The 24,174-nt window shown below is 48.6% G+C and carries 21 protein-coding genes, 1 tRNA gene and 3 pseudogenes; 14 read left to right on the top strand and 11 right to left on the bottom strand.

All coding sequences use genetic code 11. The features are described 5' to 3' along the window. The first annotated feature begins 20 nt into the window (after positions 1-20). Positions 21-4,694 carry a PAS domain-containing protein gene (locus AACR41_RS05780; RefSeq protein ID WP_052349683.1) on the top strand — a complete coding sequence of 1,558 codons (4,674 nt, stop codon included), beginning with the start codon at positions 21-23 and terminating at the stop codon, positions 4,692-4,694. A gap of 18 nt (positions 4,695-4,712) precedes the next feature. Here the strand turns inward: AACR41_RS05780 and AACR41_RS05775 are convergent, their stop codons facing one another. Next, the gene (locus AACR41_RS05775; RefSeq protein ID WP_223209934.1) at positions 4,713-5,513 is read right to left on the bottom strand and encodes a hypothetical protein; all 801 of its coding nucleotides are present in this window, start codon (positions 5,511-5,513) and stop codon (positions 4,713-4,715) included. 298 nt (positions 5,514-5,811) lie between these two features. Here AACR41_RS05775 and AACR41_RS05770 point away from each other — a divergent pair, with 298 nt between their 5' ends. The 4 genes and pseudogenes from AACR41_RS05770 (at position 5,812) to AACR41_RS05760 (ending at position 9,084) form a co-directional block, all read left to right on the top strand. Then, positions 5,812-6,708, top strand: a complete 897-nt coding sequence (locus AACR41_RS05770; protein WP_071925390.1) for a tetratricopeptide repeat protein — start codon at positions 5,812-5,814, stop codon at positions 6,706-6,708. Positions 6,709-6,762: 54 nt separating this feature from the next. Beyond that, a pseudogene (locus AACR41_RS16530) lies at positions 6,763-6,867 on the top strand (hypothetical protein); the annotation flags it as partial. Further along, positions 6,853-8,795, top strand: a pseudogene (ligA, locus tag AACR41_RS05765) (NAD-dependent DNA ligase LigA). The pseudogenes AACR41_RS16530 and ligA, both read left to right, overlap by 15 nt. Positions 8,796-8,820: 25 nt before the next feature. Then, positions 8,821-9,084, top strand: a complete 264-nt coding sequence (locus tag AACR41_RS05760; protein WP_045442114.1) for a DUF4926 domain-containing protein — start codon at positions 8,821-8,823, stop codon at positions 9,082-9,084. A 191-nt stretch (positions 9,085-9,275) separates the two neighbouring features. On the opposite strand, the gene AACR41_RS05755 is transcribed toward AACR41_RS05760, so the two are convergent. Further along, positions 9,276-9,698 carry a hypothetical protein gene (locus tag AACR41_RS05755; protein WP_030007412.1) on the bottom strand — a complete coding sequence of 141 codons (423 nt, stop codon included), beginning with the start codon at positions 9,696-9,698 and terminating at the stop codon, positions 9,276-9,278. Between the two features lie 296 nt (positions 9,699-9,994). Here AACR41_RS05755 and AACR41_RS05750 point away from each other — a divergent pair, with 296 nt between their 5' ends. The 3 genes from AACR41_RS05750 to AACR41_RS05740 all read left to right on the top strand — a co-directional run bounded on the left by AACR41_RS05750 (position 9,995) and on the right by AACR41_RS05740 (position 11,281). After that, positions 9,995-10,180: a PCP reductase family protein gene (locus tag AACR41_RS05750; protein ID WP_012308243.1), complete on the top strand. Its 186-nt coding sequence runs from the start codon at positions 9,995-9,997 to the stop codon at positions 10,178-10,180. 101 nt (positions 10,181-10,281) lie between these two features. Further along, positions 10,282-10,998, top strand: a complete 717-nt coding sequence (locus AACR41_RS05745) for an OB-fold-containig protein (protein ID WP_030007411.1) — start codon at positions 10,282-10,284, stop codon at positions 10,996-10,998. 64 nt (positions 10,999-11,062) lie between these two features. Further along, positions 11,063-11,281, top strand: a complete 219-nt coding sequence (locus tag AACR41_RS05740) for a hypothetical protein (protein WP_030007410.1) — start codon at positions 11,063-11,065, stop codon at positions 11,279-11,281. Between the two features lie 24 nt (positions 11,282-11,305). On the opposite strand, the gene AACR41_RS05735 is transcribed toward AACR41_RS05740, so the two are convergent. Next, positions 11,306-11,650, bottom strand: coding sequence for a hypothetical protein (locus AACR41_RS05735; RefSeq protein ID WP_030007409.1), 345 nt, complete (start codon positions 11,648-11,650; stop codon positions 11,306-11,308). Positions 11,651-11,916: 266 nt separating this feature from the next. On the opposite strand from AACR41_RS05735, the gene purB reads away from it, so the two are divergent. The 4 genes and pseudogenes from purB to AACR41_RS05715 all read left to right on the top strand — a co-directional run bounded on the left by purB (position 11,917) and on the right by AACR41_RS05715 (position 16,156). Continuing rightward, on the top strand, positions 11,917-13,212 hold the full coding sequence (gene purB / locus AACR41_RS05730) for an adenylosuccinate lyase (RefSeq protein WP_030007408.1): 1,296 nt from the start codon (positions 11,917-11,919) through the stop codon (positions 13,210-13,212). Between the two features lie 231 nt (positions 13,213-13,443). Further along, complete coding sequence (locus AACR41_RS05725) at positions 13,444-14,142, top strand: EAL domain-containing protein (protein WP_229364887.1); 699 nt, start codon at positions 13,444-13,446, stop codon at positions 14,140-14,142. Positions 14,143-14,321: 179 nt separating this feature from the next. Then, a pseudogene (locus AACR41_RS05720) lies at positions 14,322-15,466 on the top strand (CobW family GTP-binding protein). Positions 15,467-15,640: 174 nt separating this feature from the next. Further along, complete coding sequence (locus AACR41_RS05715; RefSeq protein WP_030007406.1) at positions 15,641-16,156, top strand: tetratricopeptide repeat protein; 516 nt, start codon at positions 15,641-15,643, stop codon at positions 16,154-16,156. A gap of 203 nt (positions 16,157-16,359) precedes the next feature. On the opposite strand, the gene AACR41_RS05710 is transcribed toward AACR41_RS05715, so the two are convergent. From AACR41_RS05710 to AACR41_RS05690, 5 genes are all read right to left on the bottom strand, one after another. Further along, positions 16,360-16,524: a hypothetical protein gene (locus tag AACR41_RS05710; protein ID WP_157096872.1), complete on the bottom strand. Its 165-nt coding sequence runs from the start codon at positions 16,522-16,524 to the stop codon at positions 16,360-16,362. A 113-nt stretch (positions 16,525-16,637) separates the two neighbouring features. After that, positions 16,638-17,297 (bottom strand): Fe2+-dependent dioxygenase, encoded by a 660-nt coding sequence (locus tag AACR41_RS05705; protein ID WP_030007405.1) that lies wholly within the window; start codon positions 17,295-17,297, stop codon positions 16,638-16,640. Positions 17,298-17,371: 74 nt separating this feature from the next. Then, the gene (locus tag AACR41_RS05700) at positions 17,372-18,196 is read right to left on the bottom strand and encodes a hypothetical protein (RefSeq protein ID WP_030007404.1); all 825 of its coding nucleotides are present in this window, start codon (positions 18,194-18,196) and stop codon (positions 17,372-17,374) included. A 72-nt stretch (positions 18,197-18,268) separates the two neighbouring features. Then, positions 18,269-19,282 carry a multicopper oxidase domain-containing protein gene (locus AACR41_RS05695; protein WP_030007403.1) on the bottom strand — a complete coding sequence of 338 codons (1,014 nt, stop codon included), beginning with the start codon at positions 19,280-19,282 and terminating at the stop codon, positions 18,269-18,271. 176 nt (positions 19,283-19,458) lie between these two features. Next, positions 19,459-19,662 (bottom strand): (2Fe-2S)-binding protein, encoded by a 204-nt coding sequence (locus AACR41_RS05690; RefSeq protein WP_012308257.1) that lies wholly within the window; start codon positions 19,660-19,662, stop codon positions 19,459-19,461. Positions 19,663-19,887: 225 nt separating this feature from the next. Here AACR41_RS05690 and bfr (AACR41_RS05685) point away from each other — a divergent pair, with 225 nt between their 5' ends. Both bfr (AACR41_RS05685) and bfr (AACR41_RS05680) read left to right on the top strand, forming a co-directional pair. Further along, the gene (gene bfr / locus AACR41_RS05685; protein WP_030007402.1) at positions 19,888-20,352 is read left to right on the top strand and encodes a bacterioferritin; all 465 of its coding nucleotides are present in this window, start codon (positions 19,888-19,890) and stop codon (positions 20,350-20,352) included. Positions 20,353-20,419: 67 nt separating this feature from the next. After that, positions 20,420-20,887 (top strand): bacterioferritin, encoded by a 468-nt coding sequence (bfr, locus tag AACR41_RS05680; RefSeq protein ID WP_012308259.1) that lies wholly within the window; start codon positions 20,420-20,422, stop codon positions 20,885-20,887. An 85-nt stretch (positions 20,888-20,972) separates the two neighbouring features. Here bfr (AACR41_RS05680) and AACR41_RS05675 read toward each other — a convergent pair whose 3' ends face one another. From AACR41_RS05675 to AACR41_RS05665, 3 genes are all read right to left on the bottom strand, one after another. Further along, a complete protein-coding gene (locus AACR41_RS05675; RefSeq protein ID WP_012308260.1) occupies positions 20,973-21,974 on the bottom strand; it encodes a phosphoribulokinase in 1,002 nt (333 codons plus the stop codon). 380 nt (positions 21,975-22,354) lie between these two features. Continuing rightward, positions 22,355-22,426, bottom strand: a tRNA-Val gene (locus AACR41_RS05670). A gap of 86 nt (positions 22,427-22,512) precedes the next feature. After that, positions 22,513-24,057, bottom strand: coding sequence for a DASH family cryptochrome (locus tag AACR41_RS05665; RefSeq protein WP_052349682.1), 1,545 nt, complete (start codon positions 24,055-24,057; stop codon positions 22,513-22,515). Between the last annotated feature and the right edge of the window lie 117 nt (positions 24,058-24,174).

Here is a 24,174-nt window from a genome sequence, read left to right as displayed (position 1 = left end):
GCTACAGTGCCTGTCGCCCTATGGTTGCTACTCATTATAGTGTTGCGGTTTTATCAACGGATATCAGCGTTTACCAACGGCTGCAAACGCTTTTGGTAGGGGAACAGGCTGAAGATTTACAACTGGTTTGGCTTGATTTGACGACGGAGTCTACCCTGCAAAGTTTGGGCCGCCATGATCTTTATCTCAGCGATGCACCACTACCTTATTTGATTGACCATGCTGAAGTGCTGCAACGGTGGCCTTGGATTGGGTTGGCGGATGAGGTAGCGCTACAGGATGAAATGTTGCGCCTTGGGGTTTTGGATTGTTTTTTGTGGTCTGAACTGACGGGGCCGCTGCTGGTCCATACGCTGCGGGTTGCCCTACGGACGATGTTGGGCCATGGCCAGGGGACACTTTCGCCTGCACCTTTAGGTGATTTCCAAGGCGATCGCCTCCAAACGTTGATTCAAAATATTCCGGGCACCGTGTACCGCTGTTTAAACACGGCAGAATGGCACGGGATTTATTTCAGCGAAACCATTGAACAATTGGTGGGTTATCCTGCTGCGGACTTTCTCCCAGGGGGCGATCGCCATTATGCGAGCCTAATCCACCCCAATGACCAGGCCTTTGTGCGCCAGATTATTGAGCGAAAAGTGCAGGAGAAAAAACCCTTCGCCCTTGAATATCGCCTTAAACATCGTGATGGTACAGTGCGATGGGTCGATGAACGGGGGCAAGGAGTCTTTGATGACCAGGGAAATTTGCTGTGGCTCGATGGGGTGATCATTGATATCTCCGAGAAAAAGGCGATCGCCCTCGAATTAAACCAACAGGCCATCCACTACTACGAAAAAACACCAGCAATGTTGCATTCGATGGATGCAACGGGGCAAATCCTTGCGGTTAGTGATCGCTGGTTGCAGGTGCTGGGTTATGAACGGCGGCAAGTCATTGGCTGCAATGTAACTGATTTTTTGACACCAGTTTCCCGCCAGAAAGCCCAACAAATCCTCCTGCCCACCTTAACGACCCAAGGCTCCGTAGAAGATGATGCCTATCAGTTCATCAAGAAAAATGGCGACATTCTAGAAGTGGAGTTGGCGGCTGTCTGCGAACAAACAAACCATCACTCTCGGCTATTAGTTGTCTTGACGGATGTGACCGCCCGTAATCACCTAGCCCAACAGGTCAACCGTTATCAAACCCACCTCGAAGACCTCATCGAGCAACGCACCCAAGCCCTCGCCGCGAGTCAAGCCCGCCTTGCCCAAGCCCAGGCGATCGCCCAGATTGGCGTTTGGGAATGGGATGTCCAGGCAGATCAAACCTACTGGTCTCCAGAAACATTTCAAATCTTTGGCTTTGCCCCCGGTGAAATTCAACCCAATGCGGAAACCTTTTTTGAGCGGGTGCATCCCGACGACCGCGATCGTATTCGCACCAATATTGAAAATATCTTTACCGGTCAATCTCTCCCAAGTTCTGAATATCGCATTATTACGCCCGACGGCGAAGTGCGTTACCTCAAGGATTACCACGAGCTGACCCGGAACGAACAGGGACAACCCATTTTCCTGGGGGGGGCAGTGCAAGACATTACGGCCATGCAGCAGACCCTCAATGCCCTGGCCGCCAGTGAAGCCCATTTAGAGAAGGCCCAGACGATCGCCCACATTGGGAGCTGGGAGCAACACCTGACAAGCGATGACCTCATTTGGTCTGACGAAGTGTATCGCATCTTTGACCTAGAACCCCAGGCGATCGCCCCAACTTTTGACCAATTCATGGCGATGGTACACCCTGATGATCATCCCCATATTAAAAACAACATCAAAAAATTAGAAGCAAGACAAAGCATCAAGGGCTTTGAATACCGAATCATCACTGCCCAGGGTCGTGAAAAAATTGTGATGGAATATGCAAATTCCCTCCAAGATGCCCAGGGTAATGTCTATGGCTTTGCTGGCACTATTCAAGACATTACGACGATCAAACAGACCCTCAATGCCCTGCAAAAAAGTGAAACGCGCTTCCGTGAACTGGTTGAGCATATCGACGAAGCGTTCTGGATCAATTCCCCTGACCCCACCGAAGTGATTTATGTCAGTCCGAATTACGAAAAAATTTGGGGCCTTAGCTGTCAAAGTCTCCTTGATGACGGCACATCTTGGCTAGCAGCAGTACACCCAGACCACGAAGGGCAAATCCAACGGGCGATCGCCCAGATGCAGCAGGGCCAAAACTTCGATGAAGAATACCGGATTATCCGCCCCGATGGGGTTGTGCGTTGGATCTATGCCCGCTCTTTCAAAATCTACGACCCAAGCACTCAGCAACTGTTGCGCCATGTGGGGGTCATGACCGATGTTACCGAACGCAAAGAAGCAGAACTCAAACTACAGTCCCAGGAAGCACGCCTACGGACAATCTTCGACCAGGCCGCCCTGGGGATTGTGCAAATTGACCGCACCAATCATTTCTCTTTGGTCAATCAAGCCTTCTGTGAGATCTGTGGCTACAGTGAAGCAGAATTACAGCAGTTTACCTGGCAAGAACTTACCCATCCTGAAGATATTTGTATCTGTCATGAGGCACGGGCAAAGCTCGACCGCCGCCAAGCTGCCAGTGCTGTTTTAGAAAAGCGTTACCGTCACCGCCTGGGACATTTCATTTGGGTTAAGGTGATTTGCTCTTATATTTACGATGACCAAGGCCAACCAGAATATCTTTTGACCATTATCGAAGACATTAGTGAATACAAACAGGCGGCGATCGCCCTCGCCGAGAGCCAGGATCGCTATCAAAAAATGGTTGATGGCATTCCCGCGATCATCTACCAATATTCACCCCAACGCGGTGGTTTATTTTATTCCTCCCAGGTGCAACAGATCCTTGGTTATGAAGAGCAACATTTACTAGACCACCCAGAACTGTGGCACCAATCGATCCACCCAGAAGATCTCGTCGATGTCGATCAAGTCCTCCAAACCTTACAAGCCGGCAAAAACTTTGAGCTGGAGTATCAGATCCGGGATGCTGCCGGAAATTGGCGCTGGTTCTATGACTGCTCCTTTAATATCCATGCGGTCGATGGTGGTGACCTGGTTATTGATGGTTTTGCCCTAGATATTACGGAGCGAAAAAACTTTGATGAGGTGCTCCGCCATCGTCTAAAGCTCGAAACCGTGCTAGCTGATATTTCCCACCTGATGGTCGTTGAAGCAGATCTTGATTTAGAGGCGTTACTGGCCCGCTTGGGTCAAACTTTCCAAGCAGATCGAATGTCGATTATGCTCGGTCAATCCGATCACACCACCGTCGAACGCCTCGTTGCTTGGAGTGCAGCAGCACATCTCTGGTTGGAAGATCTACAACAAATTGATCTAAGTCCCTATCCGTGGTGGTTAGAACATTGGCAGGAACAAAAAATGATCTTGCTCAATCGAAAGATTCCCCTACCTCCAACGGCGATTGCTGAACAGACATTTCTAGATCACTTAGGAGTTAAAGCGGTGTTGTGGATTCCGATCCAGGATGCAGAGGGTCAACCCTGGGGCTATATTGAGTGTTCTTCGACAGCGGCAGATCATCTGCTGTGGTCAAAGGAAGATGCGGATATTTTGGCGATCGCCGGGAACTTAATCTACAACTATTACCAGCGGCAGCAGGCCAATAAACAACTCGAACTGGCGAAGGAATTAGCGGAGGCTGCGAACCATGCCAAAAATCAGTTCCTCACAAGCATGAGCCACGAACTGAGAACGCCCCTGAATGCGGTCTTAGGCTTTACTCAAATTATGGAGCGATCGCCAGACCTCTCGACGGATCACCAGGAATACCTCAGCATCATTCATCGGTCGGGGAAGCACCTCCTTGCGTTGCTCAACGATATTCTCAACTTGGCGAAATTTGAAAAGGGCACCCTACAACTAAACCCCAACCTGTTTAATCTCCATGATCTCCTGGATGATCTCGCCCAAATGTATGCCCTTGAAATCCAGCACAAAAATATCCAGCTTGATATCCATTGGGACGAACAGGTGCCCCGCTATATCAACGCCGACCAAGCAAAACTCCACTCCGTGCTGCTCCATCTTTTGAATAACGCCCTCAAATTTACCGACAGTGGCTGCGTTCAACTGACGGTCAAAACCCTAGCGCAAAATCCCCTCCGTCTCCGGTTTAGCGTCACGGATACAGGGATTGGCATTGCCGAAACAGATTTCACCAGACTCTTTGATAATTTTGTGAAATTAGAAGCGGGCGATCGCATGGGCCAAGGCAGTGGTTTGGGCTTGGCTCTCAGTCAAAAATTTGTCAACCTCATGGGCGGTGAAATCGTTGTCAGTAGCCAGCCGGGAGTCGGTTCTTGTTTTTCCTTTGAATTAACCAGTGCGACCCCAGCCAACCTGATGCATCTGACCCTTTATCCTCCCCAAGTACGGGACGAAAAGCTGCCCACTTTAACACCAGAAATGCTCCGAAACTTTTCAACGGAATGGTTAACGGCCTTTCACCAAGCGGCGATCGCGGCTAGGGCCCAGCACCTCAAAGCCCTCATTGACCAACTGCCGCCCCAGGCAACGGCGATCGCCCGGGCCCTAGAAATCTTGGTACAAAAATTCGCCTTTGATACCCTAGCCAAACTCAGCCAACAAAGAACCCCCAATGACTTTTCTTCATCAAAGGGGGAAACTGGAAGTTAGCCTAAAAACGACCGTGATTTAGCCCTCACTATCCTTTGGTTTGGGTCGAGGCACCGGTCTCGCTCTGGCAGTTGCTCCATGGCTGTCACTGGCGTGATGATCGGCGACGGGTCTGGGCTTGCTCTTGTCGCGGTTAAAGGGTTTTCCGCCTGGTTTGGGGCCTTTGCGACGACTGCTGATATAGCCAATATCTTCGCAGGTTTGAATCATCAGCATATTATCGAGGAGCTTCGCCTGGAGATCGTAGAAATGGTTAACGGGGCGATCCGGCAAGGCACCGATCAATTGAATCTTGAAAAACTTGGGCTTGTCCCCTTGCTTCTTCGGGGATTGGCGAATTTTAACGATGACTTTTTTGGATTCGGCATCATAGAAAACCACCTGGCCGCGAATGGAAAAATAGCCGTCTTCGACTTGGTCACTGGTGGGAATAGACTCCGTGAGGGCCTCTGGATCATCAAGGTTTTCGGGCTCCCAAATGCCGAGAATCTGGAGGTGGAGATGGTTATCATCCTGGCGGGTGCGGGGATACACAACCCAAACGTGCTCTTGGTTGAGGTCAATGTGATTTTTGATCAGGCTAATCACACGACCCAATAAAACGGCTTCGATGGTGCCATCTGCTGTGGCGATCGCCCCCTTACTAATTTGCTCTGGATCTTCGGGGGTATATTTGCCACGCACAATGCCAATGGCCCGATATTGACGGGGATGGCTCGCGGGGGGAATGGGATGTTGCCGTAGTTTTTGGGAGGTCGTCTGGTCCTCATGGGGATTCGGCGCTGGTGGAGACGATAGATGATGGTTAGATTCAGACACGGGCTTATCCAATGCTTTCTAGGTGGGCTAACAAAAAATACAGATCGTTTTCGATACCAGATAGTCAACTATCAGACATCAACATCATCGGTAGGCGATCGCCATCACGATAAAAATTAGCATTCTGCCTTCGATCATATAGGACGGACGAAGACGTTTAGCGCCTGCCTATTGTACTCAATGGGGTGTCAGAGGTGATAAATCAGTAAAATTTAGATAAAATTTTGCCAACCTTCTGACTTTTTCGGTCTTTTGGGTCTGGTTTTTATCCCTCTAGTTTTCCCCACTATCTATAGCCATGGCGAGTCACATCATCGAAAAATACTATCGTCCCCGTCCCTGGGTCTATGGTCTTTCTGGGCTTCTGTTTCTGTTGGCTGGGGGACTTTTGGTGATGCCCCGCTTCGACCAGTGGATGTTGGCCCGGCAGACGGCAGCGGCGGCAAAGGTGCAACCCGAAACAACTCCTGATCCGGCGATCGCCCTCCTCGAAAAAGACCAACAAAGTTATGAAATCTGGTTAGAAAAAGAACCCAATAACGAAAAAGCGCTGCGGGGTCTCTTGGATACCAGCCTCAAGCTTAATGATTTAGAAAAAACGGCCACTGCCCTCGATGGTCTGGCGCAAATCCACAGTGATAATCCCGATTACCTCGTCCTGCTGGGCCAGGTGGAACAGGAGGCCAAGGATTACGAAGGAGCGGCGGCCACTTACAAAAAAGTGCTGTTGACAGATCCGACCCACATCAACGCTCTCCAGGGCATGGTGGATCTGCTCCTGGTGCAAAATCGGCCAGAGGGGGCAATCGAACTGCTCCAAACCACCCTCAAGGACATGGGGCAATTAACAGAAGACGAAACCATTGAAATTGATCCAGAAAAGGTGACGTCTATTCAACTGATGTTGGGGCAAATTTACGTCGCCCAAAAACGCTTCGGGGAGGCGATCGCCATCTATGACCAAGCCGCCACGGTGAATAAAACAGACTTTCGGCCAGTCCTCGCCAAGGCCATGGTCTTAAAAAATCAAGGGAATGAAGCCGCCGCCAAACCCTTTTTCATGACCGCGATCAACCTTGCCCCCGCCACCTACAAAGACCAAATTAAGGAAATGGCCGTGCTCAGTGCCGCAGATCTCAAGGCCCTCGAAGCCGTCCCCACTGAAACCGATCCAGAAGCAGAGGCAACGGAATAATTTCCCTGGGGCGATCGCCTATAATGGCGGCTTGAAAATCTTTCCCCCAAACCCATGTCCGACGCCCCCCAAACCCGCCTGGCCCAACTGCGATCGCAACTGCAAAAAGCGTCCTATGCTTACTATGTCCTCGATGCGCCGTTCATGGAGGATGCTGTCTATGATCAGCTCTATCGGGAACTGGTGGCCCTGGAAACAGAATATCCCGAACTCATTACCCCCGACAGTCCTAGCCAACGGATCGGCGACCAGCCCGCCACCCAATTCACCAGCGTCAAGCACAATATTCCCCTCTACAGTCTGGAAAATGCCTTTGACTTTGGGGAACTCACCCGGTGGGAACAACGGTGGCAGCGGGCGTTGGCCGGAGAAATCCCCAGCCACTCCGGTTATGTGTGCGAACTCAAAATCGATGGCTCGGCGATCGCCTTAACCTACGAAAACGGGATTTTAGTGCGCGGAGCCACCAGGGGCGACGGTGTGACAGGCGAAGAAATCACCCAAAATCTGCGTACCATTCGCACCATTCCCTTGCGTTTAAACCTCGATAATCCGCCCTCTTTAGTGGAGGTGCGGGGGGAAGCCTTTTTACCCCTAGAGACCTTTGAAAAGATTAACCAAGAGCGGGAAAAAGCGGGCGAAAATCTATTTGCTAATCCGCGAAATGCCGCCGCTGGCACCCTACGACAACTTGATTCCCGGATTGTTGCGGCCCGGAAGTTAGACTTTTTTGCCTACACCCTCCACCTCCCAGAATCGCATAATTCCCCTCAGTTAAATAGCCAATGGGAGGCCCTCGAATTTTTAAAAAAATGGGGTTTCGGGTCAATCCAAACCGTGAGCTTTGCCCTAATTTAACTGCCGTAAAAAATTATTTTGAAAAATGGGATGAAGGCCGCAAAAAACTCCCTTACCTGACCGATGGAGTTGTCGTTAAACTCAATGACTTTTCCCTCCAGGCTGAGTTGGGCTTCACCCAAAAATTTCCCCGCTGGGCGATCGCCTTGAAATATGCCGCCGAGGAAGCCCCCACCACCGTCAAAGACATCATCGTCAACGTGGGCAGAACGGGCGCTGTCACTCCCATGGCCGTCATGGAACCGGTGCAACTGGCAGGAACAACGGTACAACGGGCCACCCTCCACAACGAAGACCGCATTAAAGAATTAGATCTTAGAATCGGTGATACGGTCGTCATTCGCAAAGCAGGGGAAATTATTCCGGAAGTTTTGCGAGTTTTAGTTGATTTACGCCCAGAAGCAACTATTCCTTACGAATTTCCAAGCCATTGTCCTGAATGCAACTCAGCCTTAGTACGTCCCCCTGGGGAAGCCGTCGCCCGTTGTGTGAATAGTTCTTGTCCGGCGATTTTGCGGGGTTCCCTCGTCCATTGGGCTGGCCGCGACGCCCTCGATATCCAGGGTTTAGGCGAAAAAAATGTGATTCTTTTGATTGAGCATGGTCTGGTGCAATCCATCGCCGACATTTATGACCTAACCAGCGAACAGTTGCAGTCTCTCCCCCGTATGGGGCAAAAGTCAGCGGCAAATTTGATCCAGGCGATCGCCCACTCAAAAGCTCAAGACTATGCCCGTGTTTTGTATGGTCTGGGGATTCGTTTTGTGGGGAAAGTCAATGCAGAAATTTTGGCGCAAAACTTCCCAACTTTAGACCAACTCCAAAAAGCCAGCTTCGCCCAATTACAGGGGGTTTATGGCATTGGCGAAGAAATTGCCCAATCCGTCGTCGATTGGTTCCGGGTGGATGCGAATCAACAGTTGATCGAAAAGCTACAACAAGCGGGCTTGACCTTTGCCCAAACCCAGACGGCCCAAACCCAAGCCAATCATCAGATTTCCGGTAAAACCTTTGTGATCACAGGGACATTACCGACCCTCAAACGCACTGAAGCTGCCGAAAAAATCAAAGCAGCCGGCGGCAAAGTCACGAGTTCTGTCAGCAAAAATACTGACTATCTTGTGGCAGGCGAAAATGCCGGATCTAAACTAGACAAAGCCCGACAATTGGGGATTCAAGAACTGAATGAAAACCAGCTTTTAGATCTATTGGCATCAGAAAATTTTTAATTCTAAACAAAGGAGAATAATAATTATGCACAAACATTATCCCCTTTTTAGTCAAGTTGTCCTATCCCAAGACTTCCCTGAATACAACCTACGTCGGGGCGACACTGCAACGGTGGTTGAATATTATCAAATGACAGATCAAGAAGACGGCTATAGCTTAGAAGGATTTAACATTTCAGAAATTACGTTAGAAGTGGCATATTCACAAATCATATCAATTAGTCAACGGCAAAAAAACAAGGAATCTACACACCATACACACCATTATCAACAAGACGATAAGCAATAAAGAGGAGGTTTAGTGAGTTTTATTGGTATTGCCATCTGAGTTGAGATCATGAATATAGTACGAAGAGTACACAAAGTTATCTTAAATGTGATTGTCATACCTCTTATATTCTCAGACATCTTTTTACTTCGCTTGTTTAGCTCCATTCTTGTTTGCTCCAGAAACAAAATCAGCTTGTTGAAGTACTTTTTCTATAAAATTAGAAGCAACTGATAATTTTTTCTTCTTGAAAACTTGTACAGATATAATGTTATTACTACTATAAAAACTAAATACTTATTTTTAATAAAAAAGTACAGACCCAAAAGGACAATACTTATAAGTAACAAAAGTATTCCTACAGCGTTACTTTCTGAGAAAGCCAAAAGAGAAAACCAGCAAGTAAACAATGCCAATATAGGAAACCAAACTATCCCTTGTTCTATGATTTCGGCTGACTCTATACGGGTTAGACGTATTTCACAGTATCGTGTTGTGATCAGTCTTTTTGTAATTTCAACTAATCTATCCTCTGATAGAATAAGCTTTGTTCTTTTTCCAAAACCTACTGGAGTTAATATCCCATAGTTATTTCTAACTGCACCTCCAATAAATTCATCAAATACTTTTGACATTTTTATTTCCTCCTGACGACAAAATCAAAATCTGGAAAAGATTACAAAGAGAGTCTAGTAGAAGTAACTATACATTTACCAAACCCTTCCATACAAGATTAATCTCATTCGTTGTTAATTGTGAAAATACTTTCCTCAGCCCTACGGTAGAAAATTAATGGTGGGTGAATTGAGATTCACTTTGAGTATAAAAACATTTGCACTAAAAAAATATCAAGAAATTTAACGAAACCGCGCTTTTAACCCCCGGAAATCCTTGCTATGATTCAGAAAACTCCCCCTAAGGTACTGAAACGATGACTTATCCTAATTTTCCTGACGAAATCCCCTGGACGGAAGAAGCGAAAACCAAATACAAAAATATTCCTTTCTATGCCCGTTCCCAGGCGCGACAAACCATCGAGGAACTTGCCCGTGAAGAAGAAGTCGAAGAAATTACGGCGGAACTGGTGATGCGCGCGCAACAAAAATTTGGGAAATAAGTCTAGAGCTAGATTATGGTGGTGGCGATCGCCAAAAAAATTCCTAGATTTGGGGGGCGACCCGTGCGAATTTTTTACTCTGTCCCGGATACGGTGCGTCCATGATTTTTGATGCGTCAAACTTAGGCTACTGGGTGCTCCTGGGGAGTGGCATCCTGTTGTATTTGTTTGTCATTTTCTCTGGGGGTGGGGACGATGACCTCGATATGGAAGCCGATTTTGATGCGGACATCGACGCCGATATGGACTTAGAGGCCGACGTTGATGGTGATCTCGATGGAGATACCGAGGTTGAGGGCGAAGGGTTTGGTCTTTGGTCCGTGTTGTCTTGGTTTGGCTTTGGGCAAGCGCCATTGATGTTGCTTTTGGCCACAGATCTCAGTCTGTGGGGTCTGTTGGGATGGATGTTCAACGTGGGCCTAAGGACACCGACGGGATTTTTGGGGATTGCGGTCTTTTTTGGTAGTGGGGCGATCGCCTTTTGGATCGGGAAACTGTTGGCTTACCCGCTGGGGAAAGTGTTTGCCGCCTTTGGGGAAGATGTCAGCAGCGATCGCTTGATTGGGTGCCTGGGGATTGTGTCTTCTAAAACTCTCCCCCACTATGTCGCTGGCAAAATTGGCCAAGCGGATGTGTACGATTCGGCTCGGAACCTGATGACTGTCCCAGTAAGTTTACCCCACTGGGCCGAAGTGATTCCCCGACGGGGCGACAAAATTTTGATCGTTGATCGCACCGAACATAGTTATCTGGCGATCGCCAAAGATAGTTCCGACGAAGACCGCTGGCTTGCTGAGGTGAAACAGCTTCCCCAATAATCTTTTCCCCTTTTGCCCTAGGATAAGGCCAGGCCAAATCGCACCTTGTGGAGAGTGAGCACCGATGCCGATCGAAATTATTGTGATCGTCGCCGCTTTAATTATTTCTTGGTTAGTTTTTACCGCGTTTATCAAAATCGTGAAAACCAGCGTGCAAACCGCTGTGACCATTGCGGCCATTGTGCTGGTGTTGCAACTGGTCTTCGGGATTCAGTCGGGGCAGGTGATTACACAGATTATTGAACTCCCCCGCATCATCTGGGACTTTTTCAATAACCGCTAAGGCATAAACATTAAAGACCTTTGGCTAACGGTACTGTTCAATTAAATCCGCCAGACGGTCGAGTACCTGCTTAATTTGCGCATCGGTTTTATGCTCTAGGCCCATGGCCACCATCAATAGGCCCATTTCCACCGCATCATTGAGGCTCAGGGCTAGATCAACGGCTTCGGTAGCTTCGAGGACATCATGGAATTTTTCTGGGTGATCAACGCTTAGGTCAATGTAGATAGCAGCAGGGTTTTTGCGGGGATCGTCTCGTTTTTCTTCCACGCGAGAGATGCGATTGGCCCGTGCCGTCACACTGGTCACATTACTGGTGAGGGTGATGTCGCCCGTGGTGATTTCTGTGGTGAATAGTTTGTTTGTCATGGTACAAACCCCTCGGCGATCGCCAACGATAATTTAGAACAACATCGGCTATTTTTAGCTTAACTCCCTCCTTTGGGGGCAGGCCGGAAACTGTACATATCTTGAGCTTGATGGCGCTTTATGGTCTGAACCGAACTTTAGGGCAATGCCGACGAGAGACTTCTGTCCCAAAGGCGATCGCTTCCCCCGTAAACCCCCGTAAAAACATTGCCAAAATTTGAACAACCCCTTGTAAAATAGCTAGGTTGTATTCTGCGGCACATCTCGTGATTGAACGTTATACCCTCCCCGAAATGGGGAATCTCTGGACAAATGAAGCAAAACTCAAGGCCTGGCTGAAAGTCGAAGTTGCCGTCTGTGAAGCGCAAGCAGAGTTAGGGTATATCCCCACAGAAGCCGTAGAAGAAATCAAAGCCAAAGCCCAGTTCGACGAAGCGCGGGTTTTAGAAATTGAGAAAGAAGTGCGCCATGATGTGATTGCCTTTCTCACCAACGTCAATGAATATGTCGGCGATGCGGGGCGTTATATTCACCTCGGCATGACCAGTTCCGATGTTCTGGATACGGCCCTTGCTCTGCAGATGGTGGATAGCCTCGATCTGATCCTGGCCTGTGTCGAAGAACTGATTCAAGCGATTCGCTACCAAGCCCAACAACACCGCTACACCGTCATGGTGGGTCGTTCCCACGGCATCCACGCCGAACCGATGACCTTTGGGTTTAAGCTGGCGGGTTGGCTGGCGGAAATGCTCCGGAACCGCGATCGCCTAGTCGCTGTGCGCAAAGAAATTGCCGTGGGACAAATCTCTGGCGCTGTGGGAACCTATGCGAACATTGAACCCCGCGTTGAAGCTTTAGCTTGTCAAAAACTCGGCCTGGATCCCGATACTGCTTCGACCCAGGTGATTTCCCGCGATCGCCACGCTAACTACATGAACCAACTGGCCGTGTTAGCCGCCAGCATCGAACGCTTTGCCGTAGAAATTCGCAACCTCCAACGCACCGATGTATTAGAAGTCGAAGAATATTTCTCCAAGGGTCAAAAAGGCTCTTCGGCAATGCCCCACAAACGCAACCCAATCCGTTCTGAACGCTTAACCGGGATGGCACGCTTGGTGCGGGGGAATGCGATGGCCGCCCTCGAAAACGTTGCCCTCTGGCATGAGCGGGACATTTCCCACAGTTCCGTCGAGCGGGTCGCCGTGCCCGATAGCTGCATCCTCGTGCATTTTATGCTGCGGGAAACCATTAGCCTCGTGAAGAATCTTTTGGTGTACCCAGAGAACATGAAACGTAACATGAACGTCTATGGCGGCGTGATTTTCAGTCAGCGGGTACTGCTGGCCCTCGTCGAGAAAGGCTTGACCCGTGAGGATGCCTACCGCCTTGTGCAAGGTTGCGCCCACACCGCCTGGAACACTGAAGGCGGGAACTTCCGCGCCAACGTCGAGCAAGATGCGGAAATCACCCAACACCTCTCTGGTGAGGAGATTGCAGCCTGCTTTGACCCACAATTCCAACTGCGTCACCTCGATCAGGTCTACCAACGCCTCGGTATCTAAACCTTTCGTTTAACCGACGTCAATTTGGCGATCGCCTTTTTTGAACTAAGATCCAAGAGAGGCGATTTTTTATGGATAAATATTGATCTTCATGGAAACAAACCCTAACCGCTGAATATGTTGATGTTCAATATTGATCATCGCCAAGATAGTTAAGAGACCCTACAAATTAGGTGCACCATGGAATGTAGAGAATGCACGAATCGAAATAAACTCGATTTCGAATTCACAATGGCCTTTCAACCCATTGTCAACCTAGAAACCCAAACAATTTTTGCCCATGAAGCCCTGGTGCGGGGTTTAAATAATGAGTCAGCCCAAGCAATTTTTCAACACATTAACGACAGCAACCGCTACTTATTTGACCAGTCCTGTCGCACCACAGCGATTCGCCTTGCCGCAGAACTGCATATTCCCTGTTTTTTGAGTATTAATTTCTTACCCAATGCCGTTTATGAACCAGAACGCTGCATTCGCACAACCCTAGAAGCGGCGGAAACCTATGGATTTCCCATTGAGCAAATTATTTTTGAGATTACCGAAAGTGAACAAATCACAGATTTAGTCCACCTCCGAAAAATCGTTGAATATTATCGGGCTCGTGGTTTTAAAACAGCCATTGATGATTTTGGGGCAGGCTATGCTGGGTTGAATCTTCTATCAGAAATTCAGACTGATTTGATCAAACTCGACATGGCCTTAATTCGCGGCATTGACCAAGATAAAGTGCGGCAAGCGATCGTCAAAGGTGTACTACAAGTTGCCGGGGAACTCTCAAGTCTGGTTATTGCCGAAGGCATTGAAACCCAAGCAGAATTAACCACCCTCCAAGGGCTGGGTATTAACCTTTTCCAAGGCTTTTATTTTGCTAAACCCACATTTCAATCCCTGGCCCAAATTCCGTCAGATAGGTTTGCCAATGTCGCTTAATTTTGGCGATCGCCATGGTCAATATCGCCCTTCTCCTCTGACGCATTTTTTCCAAGTTGACCGTGGCTTTCACATCTGCGCATTCCTAACTTTTCCCGAAGCATCGCCCCGACTCTAGACGCCAAAAATACTGTGTAAGATAAGAAGAAGTTGTTTTCTAATTGAAAGTGAAAAATATTATGCCCACAGTCAGTAGCCAAGCTCCAGGTGCCGATACCTTAGATGCCAGTAAAAGTGGCCTTCCCGTAACGATTATCACCGGATTTCTCGGCAGCGGCAAAACGACACTACTAAACCACATCCTCAGCAACCAAGAGGGACTTAAAACTGCTGTCCTTGTAAACGAATTTGGGGAAATCGGCATTGATAATGAGCTAATTGTCACCACCGAAGACAACATGGTAGAACTCAGCAATGGCTGTGTCTGCTGCACCATCAATGAAGATCTGGTGAATGCGGTGCATAAAATCCTTGATCGGGGTGACAAAATTGATTATCTCGTCGTTGAAACAACGGGGCTGGCAGATCCATTACCTGTGGCCTTGACCTTCCTGGGGACAGAGTTACGAGACCTAACCCGCCTAGATTCCATTGTGACCATGGTGGATTGTGCCAACTTTAGCTTGGATTTGTTTAATAGTGAAGCGGCCTACAGCCAAATCGCCTACGGTGACATCATCGTGTTGAATAAAACGGATTTGGTTGAGGAGTCAGACGTTGACGCCCTAGAAGTCAGAATTCGCGACATTAAAGAAGGGGCTAGACTCCTGCGCACCCAAAAGTCTGAAGTGCCATTGCCGTTGCTACTCAGTGTGGGCCTGTTTGAGTCGGATAAGTATTTTGATGCGGCAGATACCCATGTACATCACCACCACAGCCACGATCACCACGACCACGACCATGGGCATAACCATGACCACCACGATCATGACCATGTTTGCACCCCAGAGTGCGACCATGACCACGACCACGAACACCATCATCACCACTCAAACCATTTAGAAAACGATGGATTTACGTCAATTTCTTTCCAAAGTGACAAACCTTTTGCAATTCGCAAGTTTCAATATTTCCTAGATAATCAGTTACCCGTGAATGTGTTCCGGGCGAAGGGAATTCTGTGGTTTGATGAAAGCCCGCTGCGCCATGTGTTTCACCTGAGTGGAAAGCGGTTTACGATCGATGATTCGGAATGGAAACCTGGGGAAACGAAAAAAATCAGTTGGTGCTGATCGGGCAAGATTTAGATGAGGCAACGTTGCGACAACAGATAGAAAACTGTTTCTGCATGCCCTCCAAAAATCGTGGTCAGGGTTTTTCGTAATATCATTTCATTTTCCAACGGCATTAACCGCTGAACGGCCAATCTACACAACGCCTGGGGTAAGGAAAGTCAATTTCTTTACCTCTTTTTCATCTCGGCAAGATGATCGAGATTTACCGCTAAGATGGAAGGACTTTGGTTTTTTAGCGCGCTGTTTTTTGGGTTTAATTTTTTATGCGATCGCCCGCTCCTTCCCGGACTGTAACCTTCCCCTTTTGGCTGACTCTCTGCTTACTCTTAAGTTTAGGTACCGTAGGGGTTTTAGGGACAGTACCAGCCTTTGGTCAGGGGCGCAAACAAAACGCCGAACAAAAATTACTCCAGCGTAAAGATGCGGATCGTCATTTTGAACTTGCTCGCCAGGCCCACAGCGAAGGCAACCTAGAAACAGCACTGCTTCACTGGCACCGGGCCGAGGCGATTTATCGACAGTTTCGCACTTGGGATCAGCTGAATTTAACCCTCACAGCCTTAGCTGATACCTATTTGACTCAAGATAATCTCCAGGCAGCAGAAACCGTCCTGCGTCAACAACTCCATCTGGCCCGCGATCGCCAGGATGTACAGACCCAAGTTACGGTGCTCAATCAACTCGGCCATCTCCTTGAAAGCCAGGCCCAACCCCAGGTTGCGGCGGCTATTTTTGCCGATGCCCAGGCGATCGCCCACACCACTCCCAGTCTGAGATAAACTGCACCCTACCCCTAAACAAGGGTGATCAAGTGAGAGTAAGTCGTTATTTTTATGGAGTCTAGTTAGCAAGAATGCTAGCGGGGTGATTCCGCATCAACTGGCGAAAAACCGAGGCAAGCCGCAAACATAAAATAAAAGAAATCAATCATTTTTTTATACCGAGAAAATAAAGTGGTTTTAACGAAATATCTGGTCTAACCTCAGGACTCCGCTAAAGCATGGTCTAAACTGAGGGTCGCTAAATAATATTGGGCAAGATCAGGAGCCGTGTGGGGCTGTCTACCTTGGGCTTGCTCTGGGGCTTGGCTATCTTGGCGGAGCTGCTGGGTAATATCGGTCGTACCGCAGGAGTGGACAATTTTCATGGGATATTTTAATGAAAATAATTCTTATTTAGACTAGATAAAGTGTATCGATACTTGGACAGCTCGTCAATAGTGTTGATACTTATTTTCAATAAAATCTTGGATGAGTTTGTTTACTCACTCCAGAGCCGCAGGAGATTCGCCACGCTTTTCGAGAGGAGATCAAATTCTGTGGTTTTACCACTTTGGGCAAAGAGGCTACGGCGACTGACATCGAGATCAAATACAATTTCCCGCTTTTGGGCATCGCGAATCCAACTTTGTACCCAACCCACCGCCACCAAGCGCGTTCCTTTTGTCACTACATTCACCCGATGTAACGAGGTAGAAGGATAGGCGATCGCCGTTCCAGCAGGCAGTTTATAGCTTTGTTCAGAATCTGCCCCTTCGATGACTAGCTCTCCCCCTTCATAGTCACTAGGTTCATTGAGAAACAGGGTAAATGAAACGTCTGAGCGCATCCCATTCATCAGGGCATTGTCGGTGTGGCGACCATAGGCCATGCCGGGGCTGTAACGGCTAAATAGCAGGGTGTGGACAGTTTTGGGACGGATCGCCGTTTGAAACAGGGCATTGTTCTGGAGGGCTTGGCGCACTTGCTCTTCTAGAGCTTGGGCCGTGGGGGTTGCCTTGGTCAATTGTTGATTTTCTTTGACCAGTTTGGCATACCAACCTGCCGTAAGTTTGCCATCGACAAATTCGGCTTCGGTCAAGGTTGTGGTTATTTTTTCGAGGGCCTCTGTTGTCAACACCTGGGGAATTTTAAAGAACATTTGTCTTACCAAAAAATCTAAAAAACCCCAGTTTTACCGGGGTCACTGTCAATGATATTCACAGAAGCTGGGGATTAGCTGTTGCTGGCGGCTTCAATCTCAACAATACGACTCAATACTTCCTGGGGCGTTTTCACGGGGGTTTGGGGTGGTTCCACCGTGGGCCAAGCGGTTTTAAGATCGGCTAAAGCCGTGGCGATCGCCTCTCTAGTCTCCGGGCTGAGTTGATCCGCAACTTGTTCATAAAGCATCTCGCTATGGAAAACGAAACCACGGGAATCTTGGTATTCCACCGCTTCGACGATCTGATTATTGGCGATCGCCGCCGCATATTCTTCCCCAGCCACCTGGAGGAGATTATTCATGACCCCAAGGACAAATTCAGGGGACTGCAATTCTGCTTCGCCCAAAGCCGCAAGGGCTGTATCAATGGCCTCAATGGAAGCGTCGAGTTGGGTTTGTAATTCGGGAGATTCCGGTGCTGTCTTAATCAAATCATGGGCACTGTTGAGGACATCTTTAAAATCGGCTACGCCGCGATCGCCTAACTGACCCTCAATGGCACCATACAATTCTTCCACAGGGTGGCCAATATGCGGTTCTGCCTGTTCATATTCCTCCGCCGCAATCAGTTCCTCTGCCACCATCAAATGACCCAACATTAACGAGAGGGTCGTGGCATAGTCTTCATCGGGATTGCCGGAGCTGGCACCTTCGCCCCCTTCACCACCCTCTCCGCCTTCGCCGCCATGGTCAGCACTATTCTGTTCTACGGCTTCCGTCGTGGCAGCATTTTCTCCTCCCTCCCCACCGTTGCCTGGGACAGAAGTACCGCAAGCCCCAAGGCTAACGGCTAAACCCAGGGTTAGGAACAATTCAACGGGCTTTATGGATTTCATACTAATTAAGAATAATTTTCAAGCTAATGTTGCCATACGCTAAAGGTTTTACTAATCTTTGTCAATAGAGATTTAGGCTCCGGCTGGGAGCACTTCAAAAAAGCCCATGCAACCATGTTCAGCGATGTAATCTTGGTGGGGATGGAACATATATTTACCAGGAAAAGGATAGGCAAACTCTAGGATGTGGCGTTCGGCGGTGCCCATGGTGACCACATCGCTTGCTTCGTGGGGCGTCATGGCCATGCCAGTGCGATAAAGCTGAAAAAAGTTGGCGTGGATATGAAAGGTAATCGCCGGATCAAATTCGATCATATTTAAGACATAAAGTCGTACCAGTTGATTTTGCACGATGGGGATAGGGCGATCGCGGAACACGTTGGGAATACCGTTAAAAGCATACAATTCGTTTTTTTCATCATCATTAATGTCGTAGCCCCCTAGCACCAACACCATTTCGTCAGCGGGTGGTCTTGGTTCGGGGGGATCAATAATAAAAAGTCCAAATAAGCCTTTACCGATGTGGCGCGTCACCGGGGCAATGTGGCAATGGTACAGGTGGACCCCATAGGGCGTTGCGTCAAATTCATAGATAGTGGTTTGACCATGGCGCACTGGTTTGACCCCATCCATCGTGTCGGGGTGAGTCCCGTGAAAGTGGAGGGTGTGCGAGTGTCCATCGGCATTATGAAAAATAATTCGGACGCGATCGCCTGCCGTTGCCCGCAGGGTTGGCCCCGGCACCCGTTGATTAATATTCCAACTCACATATTCAAGGGCGGCATTGAGGTAAATAGTGCTGCTGTTGGCTTCTAGGTGAAATTCTCGCACCCGTTGCCCCTTTTCTTCGCTCACTTCCCCATAGTCAAAATCCCGCAAAATTTGCATCGAGTCAAAGCCATTGCGGGTAATGCTGTCTTGGTCGAAAGTCACCGGAGGAATTTTGACTTCAGCTTGGGCAAGAGAGTTTTTTTTACGCCAGGCATAGGTGGCGATCGCCCCTGTTCCCAAACCGACTAATCCTGTCTGTAAAATTCGCCGCCGACTCCAGCGAGAGAAAACCCCACCACGCCTTAAATTATCCATAAACTAATTTCTACTACCCAATTCGTCGCCCGTTATCAGTGGTTGACCACTCTCACTTGAAACGCCATTGATCCTGAACTGGGTTTTTTAATAATCCAATACCTTAATAAATCCAAAATCTTCTCTAAAACAAAAGGATCTAAACAGAAAGACTTGTAAATAAAATTTTGTCTATCTTAGGCAATGCTCGAAGTACAGGGTTGCTTCACACAGCCTTGCTCATGGTGATCCTGCAATAGCTGGGCGGCATATTCTAGGCAAGTGCCACAATCCATTCCGACGCCCATCACACTCGAAAGCTCTTTCATAGAGCAGCTTTGCTGTTCCGCAGCTTGGCGGATTTGCTTTTCGGTAATGCCACGGCAAAGGCAAACGTACATGGTGACCTCAAGGGGAAAATGCTTGATTTAACTGTCATCCCCTACTATGCCCTATTCTGAAAATTATTGCAATAGATTCTCATTCTTTCTCCTAAAGTTGATCAGAAAATAAAATTTTGTGAGTAAAGCCCCCCAATGTCGGGAACTGCCCTAAGCTAGACATACCGAAGTATTTATGACACCTTTTAGATTAAAGGTGGCCGATTTGGAGTGAAATAAGGCGAAATGCAAGGAAAATCCGGCATTAACACCCAGCTTAATGCAGTCTTAAAGTCCCAGTTGACTGCAATTAACCAGTTCTTTCTCCACGCGAGAATGGCCAAGAATTGGGGCTTGGGGACATTGAATGATCAAGAATATAAGTACTCCATCAAGGCCATGAAGCAGGCCGATAGTCTTATTGAACGGATCTTGTTTTTAGAGGCCTTGCCCAACCTCCAGAGCCTTGGCAAATTGATGATTGGTGAAGATGTGCCAGAAATGTTGGCCAATGAGCTAGCGACCGCCACAACGATCCGCAATGAGTTACTAGCGGCGATTCAATTGTGTGAGACAGAACAAGATTATGTCAGTCGTGATCTTTTGGGCGAAATTCTTGAAGAAACCGAAGAACAGATCGACTGGTTCGAGTCCCAGCAGTGGCTGATCGAAAATTCTGGTTTAGAAAACTATTTACAGTCGATGATGTAGATAGGGCAAGGGTATGGGCCACGCTATGGCCATGTTTTTATTCACTTAGAGTATTGAGATAATTCCGATGAAAGGTAATCAAAACGTTTTAGAACAACTCCACAAGCTGCTGCGCAATGAGCTAGCAGCCCGGGATCAGTATTTTACCCATTCCCGGATGTACCTAGACTGGGGCCTGACGAAGCTCTATGAACGCATTAACCACGAGATGCAGGATGAGACGGGCCATGCATCTCGATTGATTGAGCGGATTTTGTTCCTCGAAAGCACTCCTGATCTGTCTCAACAGGATGGGTTGAACATTGGTAAGACTGTGCCTGAGATGCTCCAAAACGACCTCGATTATGAGTACAAAGTCATTGGAGATCTTAAGGGGGCGATCGCCATTTGTGAGACAGAACAAGATTACCAAACCCGCGATATCCTCCGGCAAATGCTGGCCGACACCGAGGAAGACCATGCCCACTGGTTAGAGCAACAGTTGGGACTGATCGAGAAAATTGGCCTGCAAAATTATCTGCAATCCCAGATGTAAAGCGCCATATATCGTCATTGCCATAAAAAAATGTAGGGGCTTGCCATGGCAGGCCCCTACAACTACTTATTGGTGTTGATTTTTCTTATACGCTTGCGGCGATCGCCCCTTTCCCAGTGGTGAGATATTCATAGGTTTGGCGCATCTTGAGGCCAACGAGCACTTGGAACAGACCTGTACCGTTATCGGAACCGGGGTAGTCCTTGTGCTTCAGAAGCAGCTCAGTCATTTCACCGTAATACTTGGTGCCGGTCTTGCTGAGGTGGCTTTCGATGTAAATCATTTCTTCGAGATTATCGAATTTCCCGTCTACTTCCAGGACAGAAACCTCATTGCCGAAGTAGTTATCGGGGCCATAGTACATCTTGATGCCGGGATAGTTACAGGTGAGCTTCCGGCCACAGGGACGCCAGTTAATCGTAGAGCCTTCATCAAAGAGATAGGCCGGTTCGAAGCCAGCAACTCCTTCTTTCTGAACGAGGCGCACCCGGAGATATTTCCCTTCTTTGTCATCCACAAGTTCAGTGGGAAGCACCTGGATCACCACATCGGCGAATTCCCGTTGGGGTTCGATATAGGCGCTGAAATCCGGTTTCCGGGCATTAATTGAAGCGAGAACATCCTCGTAGGTGTGGCCCCGTTCCGCCATGTCCCGTTGAATCTTCCACTGGATTTTGACTTCATCGCTGATGTCGAGGTATACGCCGAAATCGACTAGTTCCCGCACCCGGGCATCGTAGAGGGGATGTAGCCCTTCGATCACAACAACTTTGTTGGGTTCAATGCGTTCGGGCGGGTCAATTTCCCCGGTTTCGTGGTTGTAGATGGGCTTATCAATGGCCTTTCCGTTCTTTAGATCACGGATTTGCTCTGCCATGAGATCAAAGTTGTTGGCCTTGGGATTGAGGGCAGTTACCCCAGCTTCTTTGCGGCCTTTGCGGTCAAGGCTATGGTAGTCATCAAGGCAGATTACCGTCATGAACTCTTCGCCGAACAGATCGGTAAGCCGGCGTAAAAAGGTAGATTTTCCGCAGCCGGAGTCCCCGGCAACACCAATAATAACTACACGGTCTGTCTGACTGGTCATAAATTTCCTCTGGATCTGCAAATTTTATGTTTTAAACTCATCCGTTATCTATGGCGGGAACTCGTGACGAATCGGTTTATTCGCGAGGCTCAGGCGTGTAAATAACCTTAGCTTTGCCACACTGTCACCCCGAAGGCGATCGCCCAGATAAACTCGGTACGAAAATAATTGCTTTTATTAATTTCGCCGCTTATTATACAACGGCACTAACATTTAACCATGGTGCTCCCCCAGAAGCGAACAAATATGGAGTTTGTTTGCCGTTCGTGGGGAAACACAAATTTTCTTAAATCCCTGTTAAGGCCCCGTTTGCGCCTAATGGGTCACGGAAAAATAAAAAGCCACCCCAGAAGGTGACCTTGGCATATTCTTCTTAAGGATGGGCGTTACTGGATTTGAACCAGTGGCATCCTGCTTGTAAGGCAGGCGCTCTACCGCTGAGCTAAACGCCCTTAAGCCTTAACAAATATAACAGGGGATTTTTTAAAACGCAAGGGGAGAGGCAAAAGTTTTTTTGAACGGCCCCGTTTTAGGTTGACTAACGCCGCCAACGGGCTTTGGGAGTATCTTGATTGCATTTGAAATTTTTACGGGGCTTTCGGGATTGGGACTTAGGGGCCAGACCCAGGGCTTTTTGGTAAATGCGTTCGTTTTCTTGGACAGAGGTTTGTAGATCAACCATCGGTTTCGGGTAGGTTTCCCCCAAAATAATTTGGCGATCGCCTAACGCTTGCACAGGTAAACGCCAGGGTTGATGGATCTGTTCACCGGGGAGGGCCGCCAACTCCGGAAGCCAGTGGCGCACATAGTCCCCCTGGGGATCGTAATCCTTGGCCTGTTTGGGAATGTTGAAATAGCGAAAACCCCGCGCATCATTCCCCACGCCAGCGGTGTAGTTCCAATTGCCCCAGTTGCTGCACACGTCGTAGTCAATGAGTTGCGACTCAAACCAAGCGGCGCCCCAGCGCCAGTCAATCCCCAGATTTTTCGTCAGAAAGCTACCAACATTTTGCCGGCCCCGGTTGGACATAAAGCCCGTGTGCAGGAGTTCGCGCATATTAGCATCGACGAAGGGAATCCCCGTTTGGCCCGTCCGCCACAGTTCAAAGGCTTCGTGGTCTTGTTTCCAAGGAATTTTTACCCCCTGTAAACCTTCGGGTTGGAAAATTTGGTTGCCATGTTTGGCACAGATCCAGCGGAAATAATCCCGCCAGAGCAGCTCAAAAATCAGCCAGTAGGTGGAATTGTTGGCGATCCGTTTTTGTTCGTATTCGGCGACTTGGGCGGCAATGTAGCGGGCCGAGAGGCAGCCCAGGGCGAGCCAGGGTGAAAATTTTGAGGAGTAATCGGCTCCTAACAAACCATTGCGGGTTTCTTTGTAAACCTTGAGGCGATCGCCTGCCCAAAAATAAGCCTGGAGTCGTTGCAAACCTGCCGTTTCACCGCCTTTAAACGGGAGCACACCACGGGGATCAATGGTTGGTTCCGGCAAACCCAAATCCTGGAGACTGGGAATCTCGCCTGGAGCAAGGGTTTCGGGGAGGGGGGGCAATTGGGTTGGTGTGGGTACTGGGGAGGCGATCGCCGCATACTTTTCCACATCCTTACGAAATTGCGTAAAAACCTCCGGCACTTCATTAATCCCAAAAGGCAAATCCCCTGGATCGTGGAGGGTCGTTCCCCAAAACGTTTTGATTATGATTCCCTGTTGCTTTAGGGCTTGGCGGAGTTTTCGTTCAACGCGGGTTTCCTCTGCCGTTACCTCCCTGTGCCAATAAACAGCGTCAATCTGCCATTGCTGACATAAATCAGGGATTAACTTTTCCGGAATATCCTGGCGCACAATCAAATCACTGCCCTTGGCGCGGAGATTTTGCCGGAGATCCTGGATGGCTTCCCGGAGAAACTGACCCCGAAAGGCACCTGTTTTTGGAAAATCTAGCCCAATTGAACCAAACTCCCGGGGGTCAAAACAGTAGAAAGGAAAAATCTGGGCCTGTTGTGCTAGGGCTTCCTGGAGTGGCTGGTGGTCATGGAGCCGGAGATCACGGCGATACCACAGGAGAATATTGACAGAAGACATTGTGATCTAGCGAACGATAAAGTAGAGGCTCATAAGGTAACGTTAATTGCCATGGAGATTCAATTGATTCGGGGACGCATGATTTTTATGAGTTTTAAAAATTGTCCTCTCAACTCA

It is taken from the genome of Picosynechococcus sp. NKBG042902 (assembly GCF_963864045.1).
Classification (GTDB): domain Bacteria; phylum Cyanobacteriota; class Cyanobacteriia; order Cyanobacteriales; family MRBY01; genus MRBY01.
Note: the sequence above shows the minus strand (reverse complement) of the source record. Positions and strands in the feature narration are given on the sequence as shown.

Coding starts and splice junctions, on each gene's coding strand:
- bfr (WP_030007402.1), top strand. CDS start 19,888: ATGCAAGGAAAATCCGGCATTAACACCCAGCTTAATGCAGTCTTAAAG.
- AACR41_RS05740 (WP_030007410.1), top strand. CDS start 11,063: ATGCCGATCGAAATTATTGTGATCGTCGCCGCTTTAATTATTTCTTGG.
- AACR41_RS05695 (WP_030007403.1), bottom strand. CDS start 19,282: ATGGATAATTTAAGGCGTGGTGGGGTTTTCTCTCGCTGGAGTCGGCGG.
- AACR41_RS05745 (WP_030007411.1), top strand. CDS start 10,282: ATGATTTTTGATGCGTCAAACTTAGGCTACTGGGTGCTCCTGGGGAGT.
- AACR41_RS05755 (WP_030007412.1), bottom strand. CDS start 9,698: ATGTCAAAAGTATTTGATGAATTTATTGGAGGTGCAGTTAGAAATAAC.
- AACR41_RS05725 (WP_229364887.1), top strand. CDS start 13,444: ATGGCCTTTCAACCCATTGTCAACCTAGAAACCCAAACAATTTTTGCC.
- AACR41_RS05780 (WP_052349683.1), top strand. CDS start 21: ATGGTTGCTACTCATTATAGTGTTGCGGTTTTATCAACGGATATCAGC.
- AACR41_RS05770 (WP_071925390.1), top strand. CDS start 5,812: ATGGCGAGTCACATCATCGAAAAATACTATCGTCCCCGTCCCTGGGTC.
- AACR41_RS05735 (WP_030007409.1), bottom strand. CDS start 11,650: ATGACAAACAAACTATTCACCACAGAAATCACCACGGGCGACATCACC.
- AACR41_RS05675 (WP_012308260.1), bottom strand. CDS start 21,974: ATGACCAGTCAGACAGACCGTGTAGTTATTATTGGTGTTGCCGGGGAC.
- AACR41_RS05705 (WP_030007405.1), bottom strand. CDS start 17,297: ATGTTCTTTAAAATTCCCCAGGTGTTGACAACAGAGGCCCTCGAAAAA.
- bfr (WP_012308259.1), top strand. CDS start 20,420: ATGAAAGGTAATCAAAACGTTTTAGAACAACTCCACAAGCTGCTGCGC.
- AACR41_RS05710 (WP_157096872.1), bottom strand. CDS start 16,524: ATGAAAATTGTCCACTCCTGCGGTACGACCGATATTACCCAGCAGCTC.
- AACR41_RS05700 (WP_030007404.1), bottom strand. CDS start 18,196: ATGAAATCCATAAAGCCCGTTGAATTGTTCCTAACCCTGGGTTTAGCC.
- AACR41_RS05715 (WP_030007406.1), top strand. CDS start 15,641: ATGCGATCGCCCGCTCCTTCCCGGACTGTAACCTTCCCCTTTTGGCTG.
- AACR41_RS05665 (WP_052349682.1), bottom strand. CDS start 24,057: ATGTCTTCTGTCAATATTCTCCTGTGGTATCGCCGTGATCTCCGGCTC.
- AACR41_RS05760 (WP_045442114.1), top strand. CDS start 8,821: ATGCACAAACATTATCCCCTTTTTAGTCAAGTTGTCCTATCCCAAGAC.
- AACR41_RS05750 (WP_012308243.1), top strand. CDS start 9,995: ATGACTTATCCTAATTTTCCTGACGAAATCCCCTGGACGGAAGAAGCG.
- AACR41_RS05690 (WP_012308257.1), bottom strand. CDS start 19,662: ATGTACGTTTGCCTTTGCCGTGGCATTACCGAAAAGCAAATCCGCCAA.